The 18,865-nt window shown below is 68.6% G+C and carries 19 protein-coding genes and 1 tRNA gene; 6 read left to right on the forward strand and 14 right to left on the reverse strand.

Going from position 1 to position 18,865, the window contains the following annotated elements:
- Positions 1-26: 26 nt before the first annotated feature.
- The gene (locus ACWA15_RS13750) at positions 27-692 is read left to right on the forward strand and encodes a FadR/GntR family transcriptional regulator (RefSeq protein ID WP_464055915.1); all 666 of its coding nucleotides are present in this window, start codon (positions 27-29) and stop codon (positions 690-692) included.
- Positions 693-924: 232 nt separating this feature from the next.
- Positions 925-1,000, forward strand: a tRNA-Arg gene (locus ACWA15_RS13755).
- A gap of 59 nt (positions 1,001-1,059) precedes the next feature.
- Here ACWA15_RS13755 and ACWA15_RS13760 read toward each other — a convergent pair.
- From ACWA15_RS13760 to ACWA15_RS13785, 6 genes are all read right to left on the reverse strand, one after another.
- Positions 1,060-1,233 carry a hypothetical protein gene (locus ACWA15_RS13760; RefSeq protein WP_464055916.1) on the reverse strand — a complete coding sequence of 58 codons (174 nt, stop codon included), beginning with the start codon at positions 1,231-1,233 and terminating at the stop codon, positions 1,060-1,062.
- Between the two features lie 347 nt (positions 1,234-1,580).
- Positions 1,581-2,621, reverse strand: a complete 1,041-nt coding sequence (locus tag ACWA15_RS13765; RefSeq protein WP_464055917.1) for an FtsX-like permease family protein — start codon at positions 2,619-2,621, stop codon at positions 1,581-1,583.
- 128 nt (positions 2,622-2,749) lie between these two features.
- Positions 2,750-3,409 (reverse strand): ABC transporter ATP-binding protein, encoded by a 660-nt coding sequence (locus ACWA15_RS13770; protein ID WP_464055918.1) that lies wholly within the window; start codon positions 3,407-3,409, stop codon positions 2,750-2,752.
- The gene (locus ACWA15_RS13775; RefSeq protein ID WP_464055919.1) at positions 3,402-4,298 is read right to left on the reverse strand and encodes a peptidoglycan-binding domain-containing protein; all 897 of its coding nucleotides are present in this window, start codon (positions 4,296-4,298) and stop codon (positions 3,402-3,404) included. Before ACWA15_RS13775 ends, ACWA15_RS13770 begins: the two co-directional genes overlap by 8 nt.
- A 170-nt stretch (positions 4,299-4,468) precedes the next feature.
- Complete coding sequence (locus tag ACWA15_RS13780) at positions 4,469-4,906, reverse strand: hypothetical protein (protein ID WP_464055920.1); 438 nt, start codon at positions 4,904-4,906, stop codon at positions 4,469-4,471.
- 565 nt (positions 4,907-5,471) lie between these two features.
- Positions 5,472-6,634, reverse strand: a protein-coding gene (locus ACWA15_RS13785; protein WP_464054785.1) for an IS3 family transposase whose coding sequence is annotated in 2 segments (ribosomal slippage) — positions 5,472-6,353 and positions 6,356-6,634 — 1,161 coding nt in all. Because the reading frame shifts where the segments join, the coding sequence is not laid out codon by codon here.
- A 397-nt stretch (positions 6,635-7,031) separates the two neighbouring features.
- On the opposite strand from ACWA15_RS13785, the gene ACWA15_RS13790 reads away from it, so the two are divergent.
- A complete protein-coding gene (locus tag ACWA15_RS13790) occupies positions 7,032-7,829 on the forward strand; it encodes a hypothetical protein (RefSeq protein WP_464055921.1) in 798 nt (265 codons plus the stop codon).
- A 26-nt stretch (positions 7,830-7,855) separates the two neighbouring features.
- Here ACWA15_RS13790 and ACWA15_RS13795 read toward each other — a convergent pair whose 3' ends face one another.
- Entirely contained in the window at positions 7,856-8,344 is a 489-nt protein-coding gene (locus tag ACWA15_RS13795; protein ID WP_464055922.1) for a universal stress protein, read from the reverse strand.
- A gap of 114 nt (positions 8,345-8,458) precedes the next feature.
- On the opposite strand from ACWA15_RS13795, the gene ACWA15_RS13800 reads away from it, so the two are divergent.
- Positions 8,459-8,908: a hypothetical protein gene (locus tag ACWA15_RS13800; protein WP_464055924.1), complete on the forward strand. Its 450-nt coding sequence runs from the start codon at positions 8,459-8,461 to the stop codon at positions 8,906-8,908.
- Positions 8,909-8,941: 33 nt separating this feature from the next.
- On the opposite strand, the gene ACWA15_RS13805 is transcribed toward ACWA15_RS13800, so the two are convergent.
- Positions 8,942-9,670, reverse strand: coding sequence for an alpha/beta fold hydrolase (locus ACWA15_RS13805; protein WP_464055925.1), 729 nt, complete (start codon positions 9,668-9,670; stop codon positions 8,942-8,944).
- Positions 9,671-9,719: 49 nt separating this feature from the next.
- Between ACWA15_RS13805 and ACWA15_RS13810 the strand changes: the two genes are divergently transcribed.
- Positions 9,720-10,430, forward strand: coding sequence for a helix-turn-helix transcriptional regulator (locus ACWA15_RS13810; RefSeq protein ID WP_464055926.1), 711 nt, complete (start codon positions 9,720-9,722; stop codon positions 10,428-10,430).
- A 47-nt stretch (positions 10,431-10,477) separates the two neighbouring features.
- Here the strand turns inward: ACWA15_RS13810 and ACWA15_RS13815 are convergent, their stop codons facing one another.
- The 3 genes from ACWA15_RS13815 to ACWA15_RS13825 are packed head-to-tail and all read right to left on the reverse strand — an operon-like array spanning position 10,478 to position 12,155.
- Positions 10,478-11,098 carry a methylated-DNA--[protein]-cysteine S-methyltransferase gene (locus ACWA15_RS13815; protein WP_464055927.1) on the reverse strand — a complete coding sequence of 207 codons (621 nt, stop codon included), beginning with the start codon at positions 11,096-11,098 and terminating at the stop codon, positions 10,478-10,480.
- Positions 11,091-11,615: an RNA polymerase sigma factor gene (locus ACWA15_RS13820; RefSeq protein ID WP_464055928.1), complete on the reverse strand. Its 525-nt coding sequence runs from the start codon at positions 11,613-11,615 to the stop codon at positions 11,091-11,093. The genes ACWA15_RS13815 and ACWA15_RS13820 overlap by 8 nt, the downstream gene beginning before the upstream one ends.
- 33 nt (positions 11,616-11,648) lie before the next feature.
- Positions 11,649-12,155, reverse strand: a complete 507-nt coding sequence (locus ACWA15_RS13825) for a methylated-DNA--[protein]-cysteine S-methyltransferase (protein WP_464055929.1) — start codon at positions 12,153-12,155, stop codon at positions 11,649-11,651.
- 220 nt (positions 12,156-12,375) lie between these two features.
- On the opposite strand from ACWA15_RS13825, the gene adhE reads away from it, so the two are divergent.
- The gene (adhE, locus tag ACWA15_RS13830; RefSeq protein WP_464059515.1) at positions 12,376-15,183 is read left to right on the forward strand and encodes a bifunctional acetaldehyde-CoA/alcohol dehydrogenase; all 2,808 of its coding nucleotides are present in this window, start codon (positions 12,376-12,378) and stop codon (positions 15,181-15,183) included.
- Between the two features lie 190 nt (positions 15,184-15,373).
- On the opposite strand, the gene ACWA15_RS13835 is transcribed toward adhE, so the two are convergent.
- The 3 genes from ACWA15_RS13835 to ACWA15_RS13845 form a co-directional block, all read right to left on the reverse strand.
- Positions 15,374-16,108 (reverse strand): M15 family metallopeptidase, encoded by a 735-nt coding sequence (locus tag ACWA15_RS13835; protein ID WP_464055931.1) that lies wholly within the window; start codon positions 16,106-16,108, stop codon positions 15,374-15,376.
- A gap of 367 nt (positions 16,109-16,475) precedes the next feature.
- A complete protein-coding gene (locus ACWA15_RS13840; protein WP_464055932.1) occupies positions 16,476-17,516 on the reverse strand; it encodes a hemolysin family protein in 1,041 nt (346 codons plus the stop codon).
- Positions 17,513-18,862, reverse strand: coding sequence for a hemolysin family protein (locus ACWA15_RS13845; protein ID WP_464059517.1), 1,350 nt, complete (start codon positions 18,860-18,862; stop codon positions 17,513-17,515). Before ACWA15_RS13845 ends, ACWA15_RS13840 begins: the two co-directional genes overlap by 4 nt.
- Positions 18,863-18,865 lie beyond the last annotated feature (3 nt).

The raw sequence follows: 18,865 nt of genomic DNA on the forward strand, positions 1-18,865 counted from the left end.
GACGACGGTGGTGGGAGAATCATCGGATGAACGACAGAGCAGGACTGATCGACCGGGCCGTGGAGCAGCTGCGCAAGCACATCGTCTCCGGCGACTGGGCCGTGGGGTCCAAGATCCCCACGGAGCCCGCACTCACCGAGATGCTCGGCGTCGGGCGCAACACCGTCCGGGAGGCCGTGCAGTCCCTCGTGCACGCGGGACTGCTCATGCGTCGCCAGGGCTCGGGCACGTATGTGCTCTCCGACTCCGAGCTCACGGTCGCCATGGGCCGCCAGATCGCCGACGCCAACCACCAGCACGTGCTCGAGGTGCGACGCAGCCTCGAGGTCGAGTCGGCCCGACTCGCTGCTCGGCGACGCACCGAGGACGACATCGCCGCGCTGCGCGAGCTCAACACAGCCCGTCAGGCGGCCTTCGCCGCTGGTGACGTCGACGAGATCGTCGCGGCCGACCTCGCTCTGCACCGTGCGATCGCGGCCACGGCCCGCAACCCCGTGCTGCTGTCCCTCTACGAGAACCTCATCGATGCGATCGGTGCGAACATCCGCACCAACGTCATCGGCCTGGTGCACACCCGGTCCGAGGACGACCACGACTCCCTCGTCGAGGCCATCGCCCTGGGCGACTCCTACCTGGCCATGGAGGAGATCACCTCCTACCTCGACGCCTACATCGACGACACCCTCGCCTGACCCCCCTGCCCCGCACCCCCTCCCCCCGCACCCGAGCGCGCCCGCGCCCGCGCCCACCCCCGCTGAGTGCGGCCGAACGGCTGCCTCATGTCCGGTTTGGGCAGCCGTTCGCCCGCACTCAGCGGAGGGTGGGCGAGGTTGGGAGTGGGTGGAGGTGAGCGAAGGTGCCTGGGGCTGGTAATGTGCTCCATGCCCGTTCGGTGAGCGCCTGCGCCCACCAGATCTGGTCCCCGCCCTCGTAGCTCAGGGGATAGAGCGTCTGCCTCCGGAGCAGAAGGTCGTTGGTTCGATTCCAATCGAGGGCACCACCAAGGCTCGGACCCCCAGCAGGGGTCTGGGCCTCTTGCGTATCCGGCGCCGTCCCAGGTCACAGACGGTTTCCCGCGGCCTGGCCGGGCACCGTGACCAGCGTGGCGTCCAGGGCGATGACCACCGGGGACCTCACATCGACGGCGCGATCAGGGGCGTGGGCGCCGACGAGCTTCCAGGCCGCAGCTCGGGCGCTGTTGATCGCGCAGTACCGCGGGGCATCAGCGGCCACCGCCACCACGACCCCCCGGATCCAGGAGCACCTTGCCCGTATCGTGCACCGCGTTCGGCCTACGCCACCGCGCCAGCCCCTCGCCCAGGCCCGATCCAGACCTGTCGCGCGGATCGTCTCGGTCAGCAGCACCCCACCAGCTTGACCGGCTGCAGCGGTGTTCGACGGGCCGATGTGGAGCCGGGATAGACGACGGTCGTCAACACCAAAGAAGGTGCTCCTCCAACTGGTAGAAGTGGGTCTCCAGACAAAGCCCTATTCTCCCAGTTCAGGGGGCATTTTCTTGCGTCACGACACACGCGCCAGACCACCCCGCCAATGAGAGCCCAAGGCTAGGAGAGAGACAGTCACGGGACTCTGAGGATCAGCACGGGGTCGCTGTATGCGGCGGCCAGAGCGGGAGGAAGGGCGGCGACGATGACGCTGGTCAGGGTCAGCAGGATCACACCCGAGACGAACTCGAGGCTCGGGAGGCTTCCTGCCAGTGTGCGGGTTGCTGTGAGACCAGCCGCAGACCCCAGGACCACACCTACGCACCCCGCGACTGCCGCTTGAACGATGACTAAGAAGACGATCGCTGATCGTGAAGCACCGAGCGCTCGGCGGCGGCCGAAGTCCCTTCGACGTGACGCGACGCCGCCGAGCATGGTGATCGAGACGAGCAAGAGTCCGACGCCGAGGACGAGGAGCATCTGAAGTCGCGACTGGACACCGAGACCGGACGCGATGCTGTTCCTCAGTTCGATGAGTCCCTGCGGGGCCGACACGGTGATCGAGGACGGGTTGCCGGCTACCAGGACGTCGCTGACAGCGGCCTGCAGACGCTCAACACCCTCGACGGTCGTGGACTGGACGTAGATGTACCTGAGCTCCGCGCCGTCCGTGGGGTCGCTGAGGACCAGGACGTTCGTGTCCAGTGATGCCACGACCGGAGAGCGGAAGGTACCCAGTACTCCGACGGACTCGGCCGCCGACCCAGATGGGCGGATTCCACCTACCCCGTCGACAAGACCGAGCTCACCTTCGGCCTCGACGCCCATCACCGCAGCTCCGCGCCCCGGTGCACGTCCGTCCACGAGGTCAACAGCCGAGAGGAGATCACCGTAGACGTTGCGGGTCGACGTTCCGGTCCCTGAGATCGGAAGGCTCACCGAGTACATGTCAGTCACGGGACCGAGCCCGATCACCCACTCCACCCCGTGCAGAGACGCAATAGCCCCGATCGACTGGGGGCTGAGCAGAGAGGCGCCGTCGTTGTCCGAGACCGTGATCAGCCGGGTGCCTGCAAGGTCGACGCTCGCCAGGACAGTCTGTTCGGTGGCAGCGGAGCGTCCGGTCGTGGCGAAGACGACACCGCAGACGACCGCCACCACGACGGCGGCTACCACGGTGGTGACGACTTGTGACCGTGCAGACGTCAACGCCGCCCTGAACAGTGCGCCCACGCGTGGTCGTCCGGAATTGCAGCGGTCGTCAGCACCATCGGAGCGCAGCTCGCGTGATGCGTCTCTGCTCATCATCGGTCGAGGTCCACTGTGTGGTCCCCACCACGAGCTCGAGCCAGGTCGTGTGTAGCCACGATGACAGTCGCCCCGCGGTCGGCCTGTCGGCGAAGTTCCTCCCAGACGACGTCTGCACTGTCGGTGTCAAGGTTGCCGGTCGGCTCGTCACCGAAGATCACCGATGGTCGGGAAACTAGGGCTCGGCACAGCGCGACGCGTTGCGCCTGGCCTCCGGAGACCTGCCCGGGGCGATGCTTGGCTCTGCCCTCGAGCCCGAGGTGCTCCAGCAGCTCATGGGCCCGGCTGGTGGACGTCGCACGGTCGAGACCAGCGAACAACCCGCCTTCGCGAACGTTGTCCAGGACGCTTCGGGACGGGTCCAGGACAGCGTCCTGGAAGACGAAGCCGGAGTGTGCGGCACGGAGCTGGGCACGGCGATCGTCTCGCATGTTCTCGGTCGACTGCCCGCGCCACTCGATTCGCCCGGCGGTCGGCTTCAGCATGAGCGCGAGGAGGTACAGCAGAGTCGATTTTCCCGAGCCGGATGCTCCCACGAGGGAGGTGAGTGTTCCCGCCGCGAACCGGTGGCTGAACCCGTCGATGACGGGCTCGTTCGTCCGGCGGTAGCCGAACCCTAGGTCCTCAGCGGTGACGCCGGCTGCCGGCTCACTCATCGGAACCGTGCAGCCGGACCGTCTCCCCGACGTCCACTCCGGTGACGATCGCCTGGCCGTCGGCGAGCACGAGGACGACGACGGGGACCCGCCGACCGTGAGCGTCCAGGACGATGTTCTCTGCTGACGCCGTGGACCCCAGCGCGGACTGCGGCACCATGGCTCCGCTGACCTCGGGTGTGATCACCGCTCGAGCGGGAAGAACGGTCGAGCCGCCCTGCGGCAGGACCGGGATGGCATCGCCGCAGTCTGCCCCGCAGACCGGCGCCCCGTCCGGGCTCGACAGCACGAGCCGCTCAGAACCCGTCTCAGGGTCGGTCTCCACCCGTGACACGACGGCGTCCCACGAGAAATCTCCTGACTCGACGACCATGCCAACGTCGGCCCGGTAGGGACTGGCCTGGCTGGCGTCGTTCTCGATCCACATCTCAGGCGCCAGAGACACTGCCTTGAGGAGGACGTCGCCCGGGGCGACCACGGCGCCGGCCACGATCGAGGCGTCGAGGATGAAGCGGGCCGGGAGAGTCTCAATGAACAGAAGATCCCCCTGCGTCACCATCCCGGTCCGCTCGAGCCCCAGGCTCTTCTGCCAGGCCGTGACGGCCCTGGTCGTCGACGCACCGTAGGAGCCTGTCGCCTCACCGGACAGGAACCCTGAGGAGCGCAGGAAGTCCTGTAGCTGCCCCACGTCCTGCCCCGCATCCCCCTCAGACATGTCGCGGAAGGCCGGGACGGCACCCTGGGCGAGGATCACTGGGCGCAGATCGATCGTCATGAGGATCGTGCCGGCCTCGACAGCGACTCCTGACACGTCCGACACCGTGGTGACCGTCCCGCCGGCCGACGCGCGGGCCACGTCACGGAGGTTCCACTGCGCCTGCACAGTCACGTCGACGCTCCGCCCGAGTCGACCGTCTTGGACGACAACTGTCTCGGTCACGTCCGGCGCAGCGGTGATGGTTGGTACCTCGGTGGCCGCGCGCCCTGCCCAGAAGGCCCCGGTCACCATGACTGCGCAGAAACTGACCCAAGAGACCGTGGTCAGCAGCCGACGTCCGCTCATCGCGTGATCTCGACCCCAGCTTGGACGCAGACGTCGAACAGCTCGTAGAACTCCTCGTCCGACCCCGTCACGTCACTAAACGGTGCCCAGACGTCGGCGCTCCCCGTCTTGATTGCCTCGATCCAGGCATCTTCGCTCGGCGGCTCGGACACGACAACGCCGTGCGCGACTAGACAGTCACGGGTGTCGAGGGTTCGCGCGTACATGGTCCTGAAGAAGGCGTCGTCGTGAGTCCTGGGAGGGATTCCTAAGTCCTCGCGCACGACCGACTCGCAGAGCGTTCGATCTTCCCTATACCTAAGACCTTCTTCTTCAGTTGACAATTTGACGCTGTAAGAACCGCTGCTCGTACGCTCCTCAACCCAACCCTTCTCACCCATGCACGATGTGATCTTGGAGTTGAGTTCCTCATCGGCTTTCCTCACCTCCGTCATCCAGGCAGGTTCGATCCACTGGTCAATACTGGGTTGCGGGCCCGCAAGAGTTCGACTTTCGGTCGCCTCGCTGCACGACGAGAGTGCGACCAGCAACACAACTCCCAAGCTCACCATTTTCAGCCGCGCCACAAGCCCCCCAGTTGTGCTCATCACGCAGACGAACTCGGAAAAGGTTCGACGGCACGAACCCCTTGACATGCACCATACGGGACAATAGATTCCACGGTCAAGAGGGTTTACGGCGGGGGGGAACGCAGCAAATCACCCAGATCGCGAATCTCTACAAGCGCGACGCAAAGGGGAAATGCGATGAAGACCAAGCACAGAGCGTTGATCGGATCGGTCATCGGATCAGTGATGACGGCAAGCCTTGTGTTGCTTCCGGCGGCAGGCGCCACCGCGGACATCTACAAGACCGGCACCAAAACTTGTGCGCCAAGTCAGTGGTTTGGGGTCTGGGTGACTGGATGGGACTCGGTCAGCGCTACTGCAGGCACGAACATGAATTCGAAGACGAGTACTGGGTGGAGGGGACTGCTGCACGAATAGGGGACAGTTCGTCTCAGGCGGCGAGTGCGACCTGAGTGGTCATGATGGCTTCGTATTCGATGGGGGTCAACCGGCCGAGACGGGCTTGCCTGCGGCGGCGGTGGTAGGTGCGTTCGATCCAGGTGATGATCGCCAGTCGCAGCTCGGTCCGGGTGGTCCAGCGGTGCCGGTCCAGGACGTTCTTCTGCAGCAAGGCGAAGAAGGATTCCATGGCTGCGTTGTCACCGGCTGAGGCAACCTGACCCATGGATCCGATGAGGTGGTGGCGGGTGAGTTCGCGCAGGAACTTCCGGGATCGGAACTGGCTACCGCGGTCGCTGTGGACCACGCAGCCGGCCACGTCACCGCCCCGACGCTGGACCGCGGAGCGCAGGGCATTGACCGCGAGAGAGGCTTCCATGCGGTCGCTGATGGAGTAACCCACGATCCGGTTCGAGTAGACGTCCTTGATCGCGCAGAGGTAGACCTTGCCCTCACCGGTGGCGTGCTCGGTGATATCAGTCAGCCACAGCTCGTTCGGGGCGTTGGCGGTGAACTTGCGCTCGACGAGGTCGTCGTGGGCTGGTGGGCCCGGCTTCTTGCCGTTCTTTCCGCGCTTCTTCCCGAACGCGCTCCACCAGCCGTTGGCTGAGCAGATCGCCCACACCGTCCGGTCGCAGGCCCTGTGGCCCACGGCGCCTGCTTCGTCGGCCAGGAGGCGGTGCCCGAACTCCGGGTCGTCGCGGTGGGCGTCGAAGAGGGCGTTCGCCAGGTGCGCTTGACGCAGTTCCAGGGTGGTCACCGGGTCAGCGAGCCAGCGGTAGTAGGGCGCTCTGGAGAGCTTGAGAACCCGGCAAGTCACCGTGACGGGGATCCCGTCAGCGGCAAGGTCACGGACCAGCGGGTAGCTCATTTTCCCGGCAGGTGCGCCTGGGCGAAGTACGCCGCTGCACGGCGCAGTACCTCGTTCTCCTGCTCGAGCAGCCGAACGCGCTTCTTGGCTTCACGCAGCTCGGCCGACTCCGACGCCGTCACGCCGGGACGTTTGCCGTCCTCGACATCCGCGGCTTGGAGCCAGTTGCGCAGGCACGAGTCGGAGATCCCGAAGTCCTTGGCGATCTGGGCAATCGGAGCCTCGCCGCGCCGGGCGATCGCCACGACGTCGTCGCGGAACTCCTTGGGGTGAGCTTTAGGCATGGTCAACATCCTCCCAGCAGTGCCCACAGGCACCACAAGTGGGGTGTCACCTATTCGTGCAGCAGTCCCGAGTTCCATCTCTGTAGCTAGCAGTGGTTTTGCCCGGTCTGGCAACTGGGCTGTCTCTGCATGGCAGTACAGCAGCCACGCGGCGACCTGCGCTCAAGCGCCGGTGTAGATCCATGTAGGACCACAGGTCTGGTCGATGTGCGCGCATGCACACGTCGGCCAGGCCAGAACCGGTCGACTTGCTTGTGCAACCCGTAGAAAAGCCGACGCTTAGCCTCACATTGACACGGTGCCCGACTACGCCGAGAGTCCTCGCCGAATGCGAGGTGAGCGGGTGTCCTCGCCGCACGTCGGCTCATCGTCAGTCACTGATGAAGAGGAGCGCGGCGTGAACACCATGGCGCAGAAGCGGACCCTGGTCGGCACAGCACTCGTCGCGGCCGTAGCCGTACCGTTCATCGTCACGTCGACGCCGGACCCTGGACCCGCTGGACGGGCCGAGCGAGCCTCGGCTGACCCCGCCCGCCCAGGCCCCTCCACCACGTCTGCACCCGGCGCTCCCACACCGGATGCGACCGCCCCGGCGCCGCCCACGCCATCCGGGTCCGCGCCGACCACCCTGACCGCCTCGATCGACGCGCTCGCCCCTGGGACCGGCGAGGACGTCACCATCACTTGGTCGTCCGCCGGCGGGGACGGCTCCCCCCTCATGCACACCCTGCTCTACTCGGCCGACTCAGGCGCCACCTGGGAGCTCATTGGCGTGGAGCTGACCGGCACCTCGACGGACTTCCCCCGCTGGAGCCTGCCCGGCGGCGACCACGCACGGCTCAAGGTGATCGTCAGCGACGGCCAGACCTCGACCGAGGCGATGTCCCCAGACTTCTCGCTGGCCAACCTCGCGCCGACGGTGGACATCGACAACGCGCGCGACGGTGCGACGTTCAGCGGGTCGCAGACCTTTGTCCTCGACGCCAACGCCTACGACACCGAGGACGGCGAGCTCGACTACGACGCCGTCTCGTGGTCGTCCGACCTCGACGGCCCCCTGACGACGGGCCAAGAGCTCTACTCCCGAGCCGACGAGCTCACCGAGGGGACACATCTCCTCACCGCCACCGCGACCGACTCGGCCGGGGCCACGGCCACCGCGTCCGTCGTCGTGCACATCAAGCGCATCGGCTAGCGCACCGACGACGGGTCGCGTGGGAACTACGTCTCCGCAGCGAGCTCGAGCGGCGTCGCCCCGGTCGGTGGGGCGCTCGGCCACACCAGCAGCACCGGGCAGAGCACGTGGTCGACGACGAACCGGGTGGCCGGGCTGAGGCTGCGCGGACCGGGGTGACGCAGATCGCCGTCTCGCGCGCAGACCAGCAGATCGGCGTCGGCGGCTGCGGCGACCACCTTGCGCTCAAGGCGCCCGCGTCGAGTCTCCCGCCGGGCGGGTGCACCCAGCCGGTGGGCGGCCGCATCAAGAAGCGCCGCCTCGGCGTCGAGCACCGGGATGATGTTCGTGGACGACCGGCCCGACCCGAACAGCCTCGCGTCCGGGCCCGGTCGACCGGCGAACACCCCGTCGTCGAGCACGTGCAGCAGGATCAGCTCACCGCCGGGCTCGCTCACGGCCGCGGGGACGAAGGACCGAGCGGCATCGACGCAGGCCTCCCACGCACCCGCCGTCAGCCAGATCAGAACCTTCATCAGATCCCTCCTCTCCCCTGTGCGCCCCACGCTGCCACACCCGCGTTCACCCGGCACGCCGGGCCGCCCACCTGCCGTGCTGTTGCGCAGGCTGGACGTCGGTACCCTACGAGCATGGCCATCCTCACTGAGATCTTCACCGCCCCTCGCCCGACCGCGCTCGCCCGCGCCCGCGCCGCCGAGGAAGGTGCGACCCCAGCGCCCCTCACCGACCTCCTCTCCACGACCGGGATCACCGACCTCGAGATCGAGGTCCTCGGTGAGCTCATCGCCCGCGCCGTGCACGCCGAGGGCATCGAGTGCGAGCCCGACCTTGTCGACATCGACGTCCCGGACCTCCTCGAGATCCCCGCCGACGTCGTCGCCGCCTGCGTCGAGCTCTCCGTGCACGACGCCGACCCGGCCGAGAGCGCCGACGTCGACGACATCGCGGTCAGGTGGGCGACGGCGGAGGACATGGAGCTCGACCCCGCCGTCACGCCGGCGCTCCTGCGCCGGATCGTCGAGCTCGCCGTCATCGCCCACGGGCGCGGGGACGGGCTCTTCCTCTGGACCTCGATCTAGGCCATCACCCGCCCGACCGGCCGCGTCCCCGGGTCATCCGCGGGCGAGCCCGGCGAGGAGGTCCGCGAGCGCATCTGGCCTCGACCACATGGGCCAGTGCCCGGTCGGGAGGTCGACATAGGTGACGTCGCTCAGATCTGCGAGCGCGGAGAACATCGGTTCGCCGGAGGCGACCAGCGAGCGCACCGCCTGCGACGGGAACGAGCAGCAGACGACCGTCGTGGGAACGGCGACGCCCAGCCCGTGCGGCAGGGCGATCGGCTCGCGCAACGGGCCTGCGGGGTGGGCCACCGCGCGTTCGCGGAACCGGCGCCGGACGGCATCGTCCAGCCCCTCCAGGCTCCCTCCGTCCGCCTCCAGGTCGGGGAAGGAGGGCATCGGCAGCTCCGCCGCCTCCGACGGGAGATCCGGTCGGGGTACGTTTCCGTCAGCCACCGGGCCGCTGTCGACGTAGACGACCCGGGCGACCTGGTGCGCAGCGACGTCGAGGACCGCTGACGCGATGGCACCGGCGCCGCTGTGCGCGACCAGCACGACGGGGCCGTGCGCTGCGTCGAGCGCGGCACGGACCGCGTCGACATGGTCGCCCAGGCGGATGCCGGCGCGGGGCGCCGCCGGCGACTCGAGTCCCGGCAGGGTGACGGGGACGGCATGGCAGCCGTCGGCGCGAAGACGCTCGACGACGGCATCCCAGGCCCACCCGCCCAACCAGTAGCCGGGAACGAGGACGATCGGGAGGTTTTCGACGCGGTGAGTGTTCATCCCCCCATCTTTCGCGGCGCCCGTGACATCCCTATGTCACCATTTACCGGTGAACAGGACCGATCGTCTGTACGCCATCCGCGAAGAGCTCCGCCGGTCGGGCGACCTCGGGCGGACCGCAGACCAGCTGAGCGCCACGTTCGAGGTGAGCGTGCGCACCATCAAGCGGGACATCTCGGCGCTGCAGCAGGGCGGATTCCCCGTGTGGGCGCGCCTGGGCCGGTCCGGGGGCTATGTGGTCGACGCGAACGCCACGCTGCCTCCCGTGAACATCACCGCGACGGAGGCGGCCGCCCTTGCTGCCGCCCTCGCGTCGCACCGCGGGCAGCCCTTCCACTCCGACGGCCACGCCGCCCTCGCCAAGGTCCTCGCCGTCATGGATGCCGGCGCCCGCAGCCGAGCCGATCAGCTCGCGCGACGCATCTGGGTCGACGCCGCGGACTCCCTGGACGGCTCCCGGCACGTGCAGGCAGCTGTCGAGGCGGCGCTCCTGCAACGACGGGTTCTCCTGCTCAGCTACCGCGACGAGACCGGGAGCACCACCCGGCGGCAGGTCGACCCGCAGCTGCTGGCCCGCACTCGCGGGAGCTGGTACCTCATCGCGTGGTGCCGGCTGCGTGACGGCGTGCGCTGGTTCCGCCTGGACCGCATCGAGAGCGCATCCCTGACTACGATCGAGGCCAGCGAGATCGATCCAGCCGAGATCGGCCGACCGCCGGAGAGCGCGAGCGACCTGTCTCCGTACACGCGGTCGTCGTGAAGGACTGACTAAGGACTGACCGGGTCACCTGAGGCGCCCGACCCCGCTCAGCGTCCCCGCTCGAGGTCGAGCAGCCACCGCTTCGTCGCCTCTCCCCCGAGGTACTGTCCCAAGCCCCCGTCCGAGCGGACCACCCGGTGGCACGGCATGACGAGCGGCAACGGGTTGCGCGCACACGCCGTGCCGACCGCGCGGGTCGCCCGCGGGCTCCCGGCGAGCGCGGCCACTGCCGCATAGCTGGCGGTGCTGCCGTACGCGATGTCGGGCAGGTGCTCCACGACCTCGCGCCGGAAGCCCGACGTCAGTGCGAGATCCAGGGGCAGGTCGAAGGTGTGGCGTCGGCCGGACAGATACTCCTCGACCTCGCTCGCGGCGGCGTCGAGCCGGGCGGGTGCGCGCAGCACCCGGGACCCGAGCCGGCGCCCGAGCTGCTCCAGGACGGACTCGAAGCCTTCGCGCTCGAAGGCGACCCGGACGAGCCCCTCCTCGGTCGCGGCGAGCAGCAGTCCCCCGATCGGCGAGTCGACGATGCGATAGGCGACGTCGAGCAGCCCGTCGGCGGCCGCCGCGCGCCCCAGGCGAGATCGCAGGCGGTCGAGCGTCGCGTCGTCGGGCGCCAGGAGCGAGGCGAAGGCGGACTCGACGGGGTCGATCGGTGCATCAACCATGGTGCTCCTCCTGTGGTTCGGCTGCGGCTCGTTGAGCAGCGGCCTCGGCGTAGATGCGCCGCAGCCGGGCGAGCCCGTCTGCGGCGGCGCGCCTGGCTGCTGCGGCCGTCCCGCCGACGATCTGCGCGACCTCCGCATAGGGCAGCCCGGCGAGCACGTGGTAGACGATCACCTCACGTTGTCGCGGCGTGAGCTCGGCGAGCGCCGCATGGAGCTCCGCATCGGGTTCCGGATCGCGGACTCCCCGGTCAGGAACCACCTCGACCGGGACCGCTCGGCGCGCACCGGCGCGCAGCGCGTCGATCCCTTTCCGCTGGGCGATCGTCACGAGCCAGGCCTCGACGTTGGCCCCGTCCGGCAGGTCGGGGTAGGCGCGCAGGGCTGCCAGGAACGTCTCCGACCACACGTCCTCGGCGTCGGACCAGCCCACGACCGCCCGGCAGACCCGCAGGATCGCGGGTCCGTGCCGGGTGACGACGTCGTCGAACGGCGCCTGCATCACCCGTGACGTGCGCATCAGGACCGTGTCCGCATCAGAATTGTGCCCGCATCAGAACAACGAGGTGGTGCGGGCTCGGGTGGGATCCTCGAGGGCGAGCAGCAGCTCCTTGAGCTCGAGTCCGCCCGAGTATCCGGTGAGCGCCCCACTCGCCCCGACCACCCGGTGGCAGGGCACGACGACGCAGAGCGGGTTGCGTCCGTTGGCCGCACCGACCGCCCGCACCGCCCGCGGAGCACCGACCTCGACGGCCAGCTGGCCGTACGTGCGGGTCTGCCCGTACGGGATGGTCGCCAGGGCCTGCCACACCCGGGTTTGGAACGGCGTGCCGGTCGCAGCCGTGACGACGGTGAACTCCCTACGCTCCCCGGCGAAGTACTCGGTGAGCTCTTCGCGGAGCTGGTCGAAGTGGCCGTCGAGCGGGGTGCCGGCAACCGGATCGCCGAAGGAGCCGGGCGGGTGCGCGGAGTCGGGAAGGTACAGCCCGCTCAGGACCGCCCCGGTCGCGACCGCAGTGAGCAGTCCGAGCGGAGAGTCGATCACCGTATGCGTCGTCATGGTTCTCCATTCTTCCAGTCACCAGGTAGACGCCGCAGCCACCCCAGATGTGAGGGCAGGACGGCTATCATTCGCACAGACGGGCCACGTCTTCCGACAAAACGCCCGTACATCCCAGAGAAAACATGGGACCTTTGACGCATGCCCGCGTCGGAACGACCCAATAGCGTTGTGATCAACACGACAGACCCCCACCGCAGGCAGCACAGAAGAGGACATGATGACTCTCACCGACGCCCCGACCACCGGCACCGTCGCCCAAGAGATCGACACGCTCGTCATCGCCGGCAACGTCGCTCTCAAGGAATACGCGAGCTTCACGCAGGAACAGATCGACCACATCGTCAAGAAGGCCTCCGTCGCCGCCCTCAACCAGCACGGCGAGCTGGCCCTGCACGCGGTCAAGGAGACCGGCCGCGGGGTCTTCGAGGACAAGGCCGTGAAGAACATCTTCGCGTGCGAGCACGTGACGAACTCCATGCTCAAGCTCAAGACCGTCGGCATCATCAGCCGCGACGAGCTCACCGGCATCACCGAGATCGCCGAGCCGGTCGGTGTCATCTGCGGCGTCACCCCGGTGACCAACCCGACCTCGACCGCCATCTTCAAGGCCCTCGTCGCACTGAAGACCCGCAACCCGATCGTCTTCGGCTTCCACCCCTCGGCCCAGCAGTCGTCCGTCGCCGCCGCCCGCGTCGTGCGCGACGCCGCCGTGGCCGCCGGTGCCCCCAAGAACTGCATCCAGTGGGTCGAGCACCCCTCGCTCGAGGCCACGAACCTCCTCATGAACCACCCCGGCATCGCGCTCATCCTGGCCACCGGCGGCAACGCCATGGTCCGCGCGGCCTACTCCTGCGGCAAGCCCGCCCTCGGCGTCGGCGCCGGCAACGTGCCCGCCTTCATCGAGCGCAGCGCCAAGCTCAAGCGGGCCGTGAACGACGTCGTCCTCTCCAAGGCCTTCGACAACGGCATGATCTGCGCCTCGGAGCAGGCCGTCATCCTCGACGCCCCGATCTACGACGAGGCCATGGCCGAGTTCGCCGTGCTGCACGCCTACCGCGCCACCCCCGCCGAGAAGGCCCTGCTCGAAGAGTTCATCTTCGGGGTCCAGGCCAACGGCACCAACTGCGGTGACGCCAAGCTCAACGCCAAGGTCGTGGGCCAGTCCCCCGCATGGATCGCCGCCCAGGCCGGCTTCACCGTCCCCGAGGACACGTCGATCATCCTCGCCGAGGTCTCCGGAGTCGGACCGCACGAGCCGCTCACCCGCGAGAAGCTGTGCCCCGTGCTCGCCGTGCTGCGCGCAGCGGACGCCGAAGAGGGCATCTCGCTCTCCGAGCAGATGGTCGAGTTCGACGGACTGGGCCACTCCGGCTCGATCCACAGCGAGAACCAGGCCCTCATCGAGGAGTTCGGCTCACGCGTCAAGGCTGTCCGCATCATCACCAACGCCCCCAGCTCGCTCGGTGGCATCGGCGACATCTACAACGCGTTCATCCCCTCGCTGACCCTGGGCTGTGGCTCCTACGGGCACAACTCGGTCTCGAACAACGTGTCGGCAGTCAACCTCGTCAACATCAAGCGCATCGGCCGGAGGAACAACAACTTGCAGTGGTTCAAGGTTCCCGCCAAGACGTACTTCGAGCCGAACGCGATCCGGTACCTGGCCGACATGCGCGGCATCAGCCGGGTCACGATCGTCACCGACGCCACCATGACCCGCCTCGGTTTCGTCGACAAGATCCTCGACGTGCTCAACCGCCGCGGCGAGCGCGTGGCCCTGCAGATCATCGACGACATCCTGCCCGAGCCCACGGTGGACTCGGTCCAGGCCGGCGCCGAGCTCATGCGGGCCTTCAACCCGGACACGATCATCGCCCTCGGTGGTGGCTCGCCGATGGACGCCGCGAAGGTCATGTGGCTGCTCTACGAGCACCCCGAGATCGAGTTCGCGGACATGAAGGAGAAGTTCTTCGACGTCCGCAAGCGCGCCTTCAAGTTCCCCGACCTCGGCGAGAAGGCCAGCCTGGTCTGCATCCCGACCACCTCGGGCACCGGCTCGGAGATGACCCCCTTCGCGGTCATCACCGACCCCGTCTCCGGCAAGAAGTACCCTCTCGCCGACTACGCGCTCACCCCGACCGTCGCGATCGTCGACCCGGCGCTGACCGCCATGATGCCCGGCTTCCTCGCCGCGGACTCCGGCTTCGACGCCCTGACCCACGCGACCGAGGCGTACGTGTCGGTCTACGCGAACGACTTCACCGACGGCCTGTGCCTGCACGCGATCAAGCTCATCTTCGAGAACATCGAGAAGTCGGTCGTGGGCGGCCCGGGCAGCACCGAGAACGAGGTCGTCAAGGCCCGCGAGAAGATGCACAACGCCGCCACGATCGCCGGTATGGCCTTCGGTAACGCGTTCCTGGGAATCGTGCACGCGATGGCGCACGTGACCGGCTCGGCCTTCCACCTCATCCACGGCCGCACCAACGCCACGTACCTGCCGCACGTCATCCGCTACAACGGCACCGTCCCGACCAAGCTCACGAGCTGGCCCAAGTACGAGCACTACGTCGCTCCCGAGCGCTTCCAGGAGATCGCCAAGCACCTGGGACTGGCAGCCTCCACCCCGGCCGAGGGCGTCGAGTCCTACGCCAAGGCCGTCGAGGAGCTCCGCGACAAGGTGGGCATCCCCCGCTCCTTCCAGGCGCAGGGCGTCGTGGAGGAGGACTTCATCGGGAGCCTCGACGATCTCGCGATGGCTGCCTACGAGGACCAGTGCGCACCGGCCAACCCCCGCATGCCGATGCTCGACGACATGAAGACGATCATGGAGGCCGCGTACTACGGCACCTCCTTCGGCGAGGTCCGCACCGGACGCGCCGCGGTCGTCGAGGCGGCGAAGGAGACCGGCGCCGAGCCGGCAGCCGTCGACGCCGCTGCAGCACCTGCTGACGCACCTGCTGACGACGCGCCCGCTGAGGCAGCAGCCCCGGCGAAGAAGGGGTTCCGCAAGTCGGGTAGGTAGGCCAGCTCCGGCCAGCATCTGAAGATGCCGGACTCACACACGTCAGCCCCGACCGGGTGGTCCGGTCGGGGCTGACTGCTGTCCGGCGAGGACCGGCCGGCACAGGGCGAGGACCGGCCGGCACAGACAGAAGTGGCCCCGCACCATCAGGTGCGGGGCCACTTCTCAGATCGAGCTGCTGTCCATCGGCTCAGTAGCCGTGGGCTTCGACACCCTCGGTGTACTCCCAGTGCCAGGGCTCGGTCGCACCCGATCCGCCGGGTCGCGCCCAGGCGGGGTTGTCCCAGCCGAAGAGCGGAGCGTTGGCCCGCAGCCACTTGGTCTTCGCGGCCGACTGGTAGGTCTCCGGTCGCAGGTCGACAGCGAGTCCCCAGCCGTGCTCGGACTTGCCGGGAGTCGCCGCGAGGCCACCCTTGGTGCTCTTGAGAGAGTACTGCGAGGACAGCGTGCGGTACCCGTCGGTGACACCCATGTTGACGCCGAACGTCTGGACATAGGACTCGTTGAGCGCCGCGAGGGCCACGGCTGCGTCGGCACGTGCGTACGTCCCGGTGCCCCACAGCTCGCACAGGCCGTCCTTGGACAGGTTGCCGTTCGTCCCCTTGGGCAGGGTGGAGGTGTCGCAGCCCGGGAGCGGGGAGGACCGCTCCTCGCTCCGGCTGGCAGCCAGCATGGTGCGCTGCTCGGCGGAGACGGCCTGGGCCAGGCTGGCCGGCGGGGCCTGCTCGACACCGGCCGCGGCAACGATGGAGAAGGTGCTCGGGCCGACCGGCGCGGCGTCCACCTCAACCGGTGCGGCTGACTCGGCCGCGAGCTCGGAGCCCGCTGGGGACCCCGCTCCGGCCGTCAGCGGGATGGCGATGGTCGCCATGGCAAGGCTGGTCAGGATCGCCGCCCGCGGGATCCAGCGGTGCGTGGGAGGCACCGCTGCCCGGGATGATGGTGCGTCGGTCCGTCGTGTCCGGTTCGGACGCGCGGATTCCCGCTCGGCTGCTTCGCGAAGAGCCCGACGGGAGAGGGGAGCGTCGCCTGATGTCAGGCCTGCATGCTGCTCCACTACACCTCCATGCTGCTCTGGCGGGCCCGGCCGAGAACGGCCGGGCAGACGAAGCGGTCCTGTTCTTCTCGTGCTCTGTCTATCGACGACAGGCGCGGGGAACAAGACCGCAAGTACTGTTACGAAAGAGTAACGAAGGATCGCTCACATTCCAAGCCCCTTGGTCCCTTCCGTGGACAAGGTTCGGTGTCCCGCACGTGGAGCACGTGCAAAGTCCCAGATCAGCCCCAGAGAACTAGCGATTCTCCCGCTGCATGGCATCCCGAACCTCACCCACCAGCTCCTCGAGGATGTCTTCGAGGAACACGACGCCCAGCACGCTCGTCCCGTCCCACACCCGGGCGAGGTGTGCGCCGGATCGCTGGATCGCCCGCAGGACCGTCTCGACCTCGTCGTCCGGTGACGCCTCGGCCAGGGCACGGGTACGCCACATCTGCAACGGAGAGTCCCGTTGCTCCTCGTCGGCGAACAGCACGTCCTTGAGGTGCAGATACCCGAGGAGGTCGGCGTCGGGTCCCACGACCGGGAACCGGCTGAAGCCGGTCTTGGCGACCAGCCGCTCCACGTCGTCGGGAGTGCAGCCTTCTGCGAGCGTGACGAGGTCGGCGACCGGGACCATGACCTCGGCCGCCGTCCGTTCGGAGAACTCGATCGCACCGGCCATCAGCCCCTGGGAGTCGTCGAGGGACCCCTGCGCCCGCGAGTGCTCGAGGATCGACTGGACCTCCTCGGCGGTGAAGGCCGAGGCGACCTCGTCCTTGGGCTCGACGCCGGTCAGCCGGACCGCGTGGTTGGCCATCCAGTTGAGCGCGACGATCACCGGTCGCACCGCGCGGCCGATGTGGACCAACGGCGGGCCGAACCACATCACGGCCTTGTCCGGACCCGCGACCGAGAGGTTCTTGGGGACCATCTCACCGAAGACCACGTGCAGGTAGACGACGATCGCGAGGGCCACCACGAAGGCGATCGGGTGGATGAGAGCGCTGGTCACCCCGAGCGAGGTGAGCGGCGCCTCGATGAGGTGGGCGAGCGCGGGTTCCGCGATCACGCCGAGGGTCACCGAGCAGACCGTCACCCCCAGCTGGGCGCAGGCGAGCATGAGCGAGAGGTTCTCCATCGCCCACAGCACGGTCGTAGCCCGCTTGTTGCCGGCGAGCGCCAGCGGCTCGATCGCGCTGCGGCGCGCCGAGATGATGGCGAACTCCGCCCCGACGAAGAAGGCGTTCCCGGCCAGCAGCACGACGCCGATGCACAGGGCGAGGGTCGAGCTCATGAGAGACCGTCCGTCCGCAGGCGCAGACGCTCCACGCGCCGCCCGTCCATCGCCTCGACGGTCGCGGTGATCGGTGTGCCGTCGGGGTCGGAGTCCACCCGCACGCAGTCACCGACCACAGGGATCCGGCCGAGGCGGGCCATCACGAGCCCACCGACCGTCTCGTAGTCGGGGTCTTCCGGGATCCTCATGCCGGTCCGCTCCTCGAGCTCGTCGGGGCGGAGCAGGCCCGGGACGACCCAGGACCCGTCCGTCGCCCGCAGCGCGCCCACGCGTCGGGCGTCGTGCTCGTCGGCGACGTCACCGACCAGCTCCTCGACGACGTCCTCCAGGGTCACCACGCCGGAGGTGCCGCCGTACTCGTCGACGACCACCGCCATCTGCATGCCGAAGGAGCGCAGCTCCACGAGCAGCGGCCCGAGCCGCACGGTCTCGGGCACCCGGGGCGCCTCGTCCATCAGCGCGACGGCGGGCACCTGGTCGCGACGCTCCCGGGGGACGGCGATCGCCCGGCGCAGGTGGACCAGCCCGACGATGTCGTCGTGGGAGTCGCCGATGACCGGGAACCGGGAGTGGCCGGTGTGCCGGGCGAGCTCGATCACCGCGCCGGCCGTGTCGCCACGGGTCACGACCGCGAGGCGCATCCGGTCCGTCATCACGTCCACGGCGGTCAGCTCGTCGAGCTCGACGGCATTGGTCAGCAGGCGCGCCATCGAGGAGTCGAGGGTGCCGACCTGCGCGGACCGGCGGACCAGCGCTGCGAGCTCGGGGCCCGACCGGGCTCCCGAGAGCTCCTCCTTGGGTTCGACGCCCATCCCCCGCAGGATCGCGTTGGCCGAGCCGTTGAGGGCCGCGATGAGCGGGCGCAGCGCGCGGCTGAACACCCGCTGCACCGGGACCACGACGCGGGCGGTGGCGAGCGGGCGGCTGAGCGCGTAGTTCTTCGGGATGAGCTCACCGAAGAGCATGGAGAAGAAGTTCACCACGATGACGGAGGCAGCCACCGCGAGCACCCCTGCGGTCGTCGCGGTGATGACCGACCCCCCACCGAGCGCGCCCTCGACGAGGGTCCTGACCGCAGGCTGGGCGGTGTAGCCCAGCAGGATCGTGGTGATGGTGATGCCCACCTGCGCGGAGGACAGCTCGGTGGACAGGTGCTTGAGCGCGTGCCGCACGCTGCGGGTGCGGCGGTCACCCCCCGCAGCGGCAGACCCGGCAGACCCGTCAGACCCGCCACCGCTCTCGCCGTCGGCGCCGACCACCGCGGGATCGAGCGTCACGAGGGCGAACTCGCTCGCGACGAACACCGCGGTGCCGAAGGTCAGGAGCACCCCGAGACCGACCATGAG

Source organism: Sanguibacter sp. TS_SC_8 (assembly GCF_055361235.1).

Coding starts and splice junctions, on each gene's coding strand:
- ACWA15_RS13750 (WP_464055915.1), top strand. CDS start 27: ATGAACGACAGAGCAGGACTGATCGACCGGGCCGTGGAGCAGCTGCGC.
- ACWA15_RS13770 (WP_464055918.1), bottom strand. CDS start 3,409: ATGAGTGAGCCGGCAGCCGGCGTCACCGCTGAGGACCTAGGGTTCGGC.
- ACWA15_RS13780 (WP_464055920.1), bottom strand. CDS start 4,906: ATGACGGAGGTGAGGAAAGCCGATGAGGAACTCAACTCCAAGATCACA.
- ACWA15_RS13795 (WP_464055922.1), bottom strand. CDS start 8,344: ATGAAGGTTCTGATCTGGCTGACGGCGGGTGCGTGGGAGGCCTGCGTC.
- ACWA15_RS13800 (WP_464055924.1), top strand. CDS start 8,459: ATGGCCATCCTCACTGAGATCTTCACCGCCCCTCGCCCGACCGCGCTC.
- ACWA15_RS13805 (WP_464055925.1), bottom strand. CDS start 9,670: ATGAACACTCACCGCGTCGAAAACCTCCCGATCGTCCTCGTTCCCGGC.
- ACWA15_RS13815 (WP_464055927.1), bottom strand. CDS start 11,098: ATGGTTGATGCACCGATCGACCCCGTCGAGTCCGCCTTCGCCTCGCTC.
- ACWA15_RS13820 (WP_464055928.1), bottom strand. CDS start 11,615: ATGCGCACGTCACGGGTGATGCAGGCGCCGTTCGACGACGTCGTCACC.
- ACWA15_RS13825 (WP_464055929.1), bottom strand. CDS start 12,155: ATGACGACGCATACGGTGATCGACTCTCCGCTCGGACTGCTCACTGCG.
- adhE (WP_464059515.1), top strand. CDS start 12,376: ATGACTCTCACCGACGCCCCGACCACCGGCACCGTCGCCCAAGAGATC.
- ACWA15_RS13840 (WP_464055932.1), bottom strand. CDS start 17,516: ATGAGCTCGACCCTCGCCCTGTGCATCGGCGTCGTGCTGCTGGCCGGG.
- ACWA15_RS13845 (WP_464059517.1), bottom strand. CDS start 18,862: ATGGTCGGTCTCGGGGTGCTCCTGACCTTCGGCACCGCGGTGTTCGTC.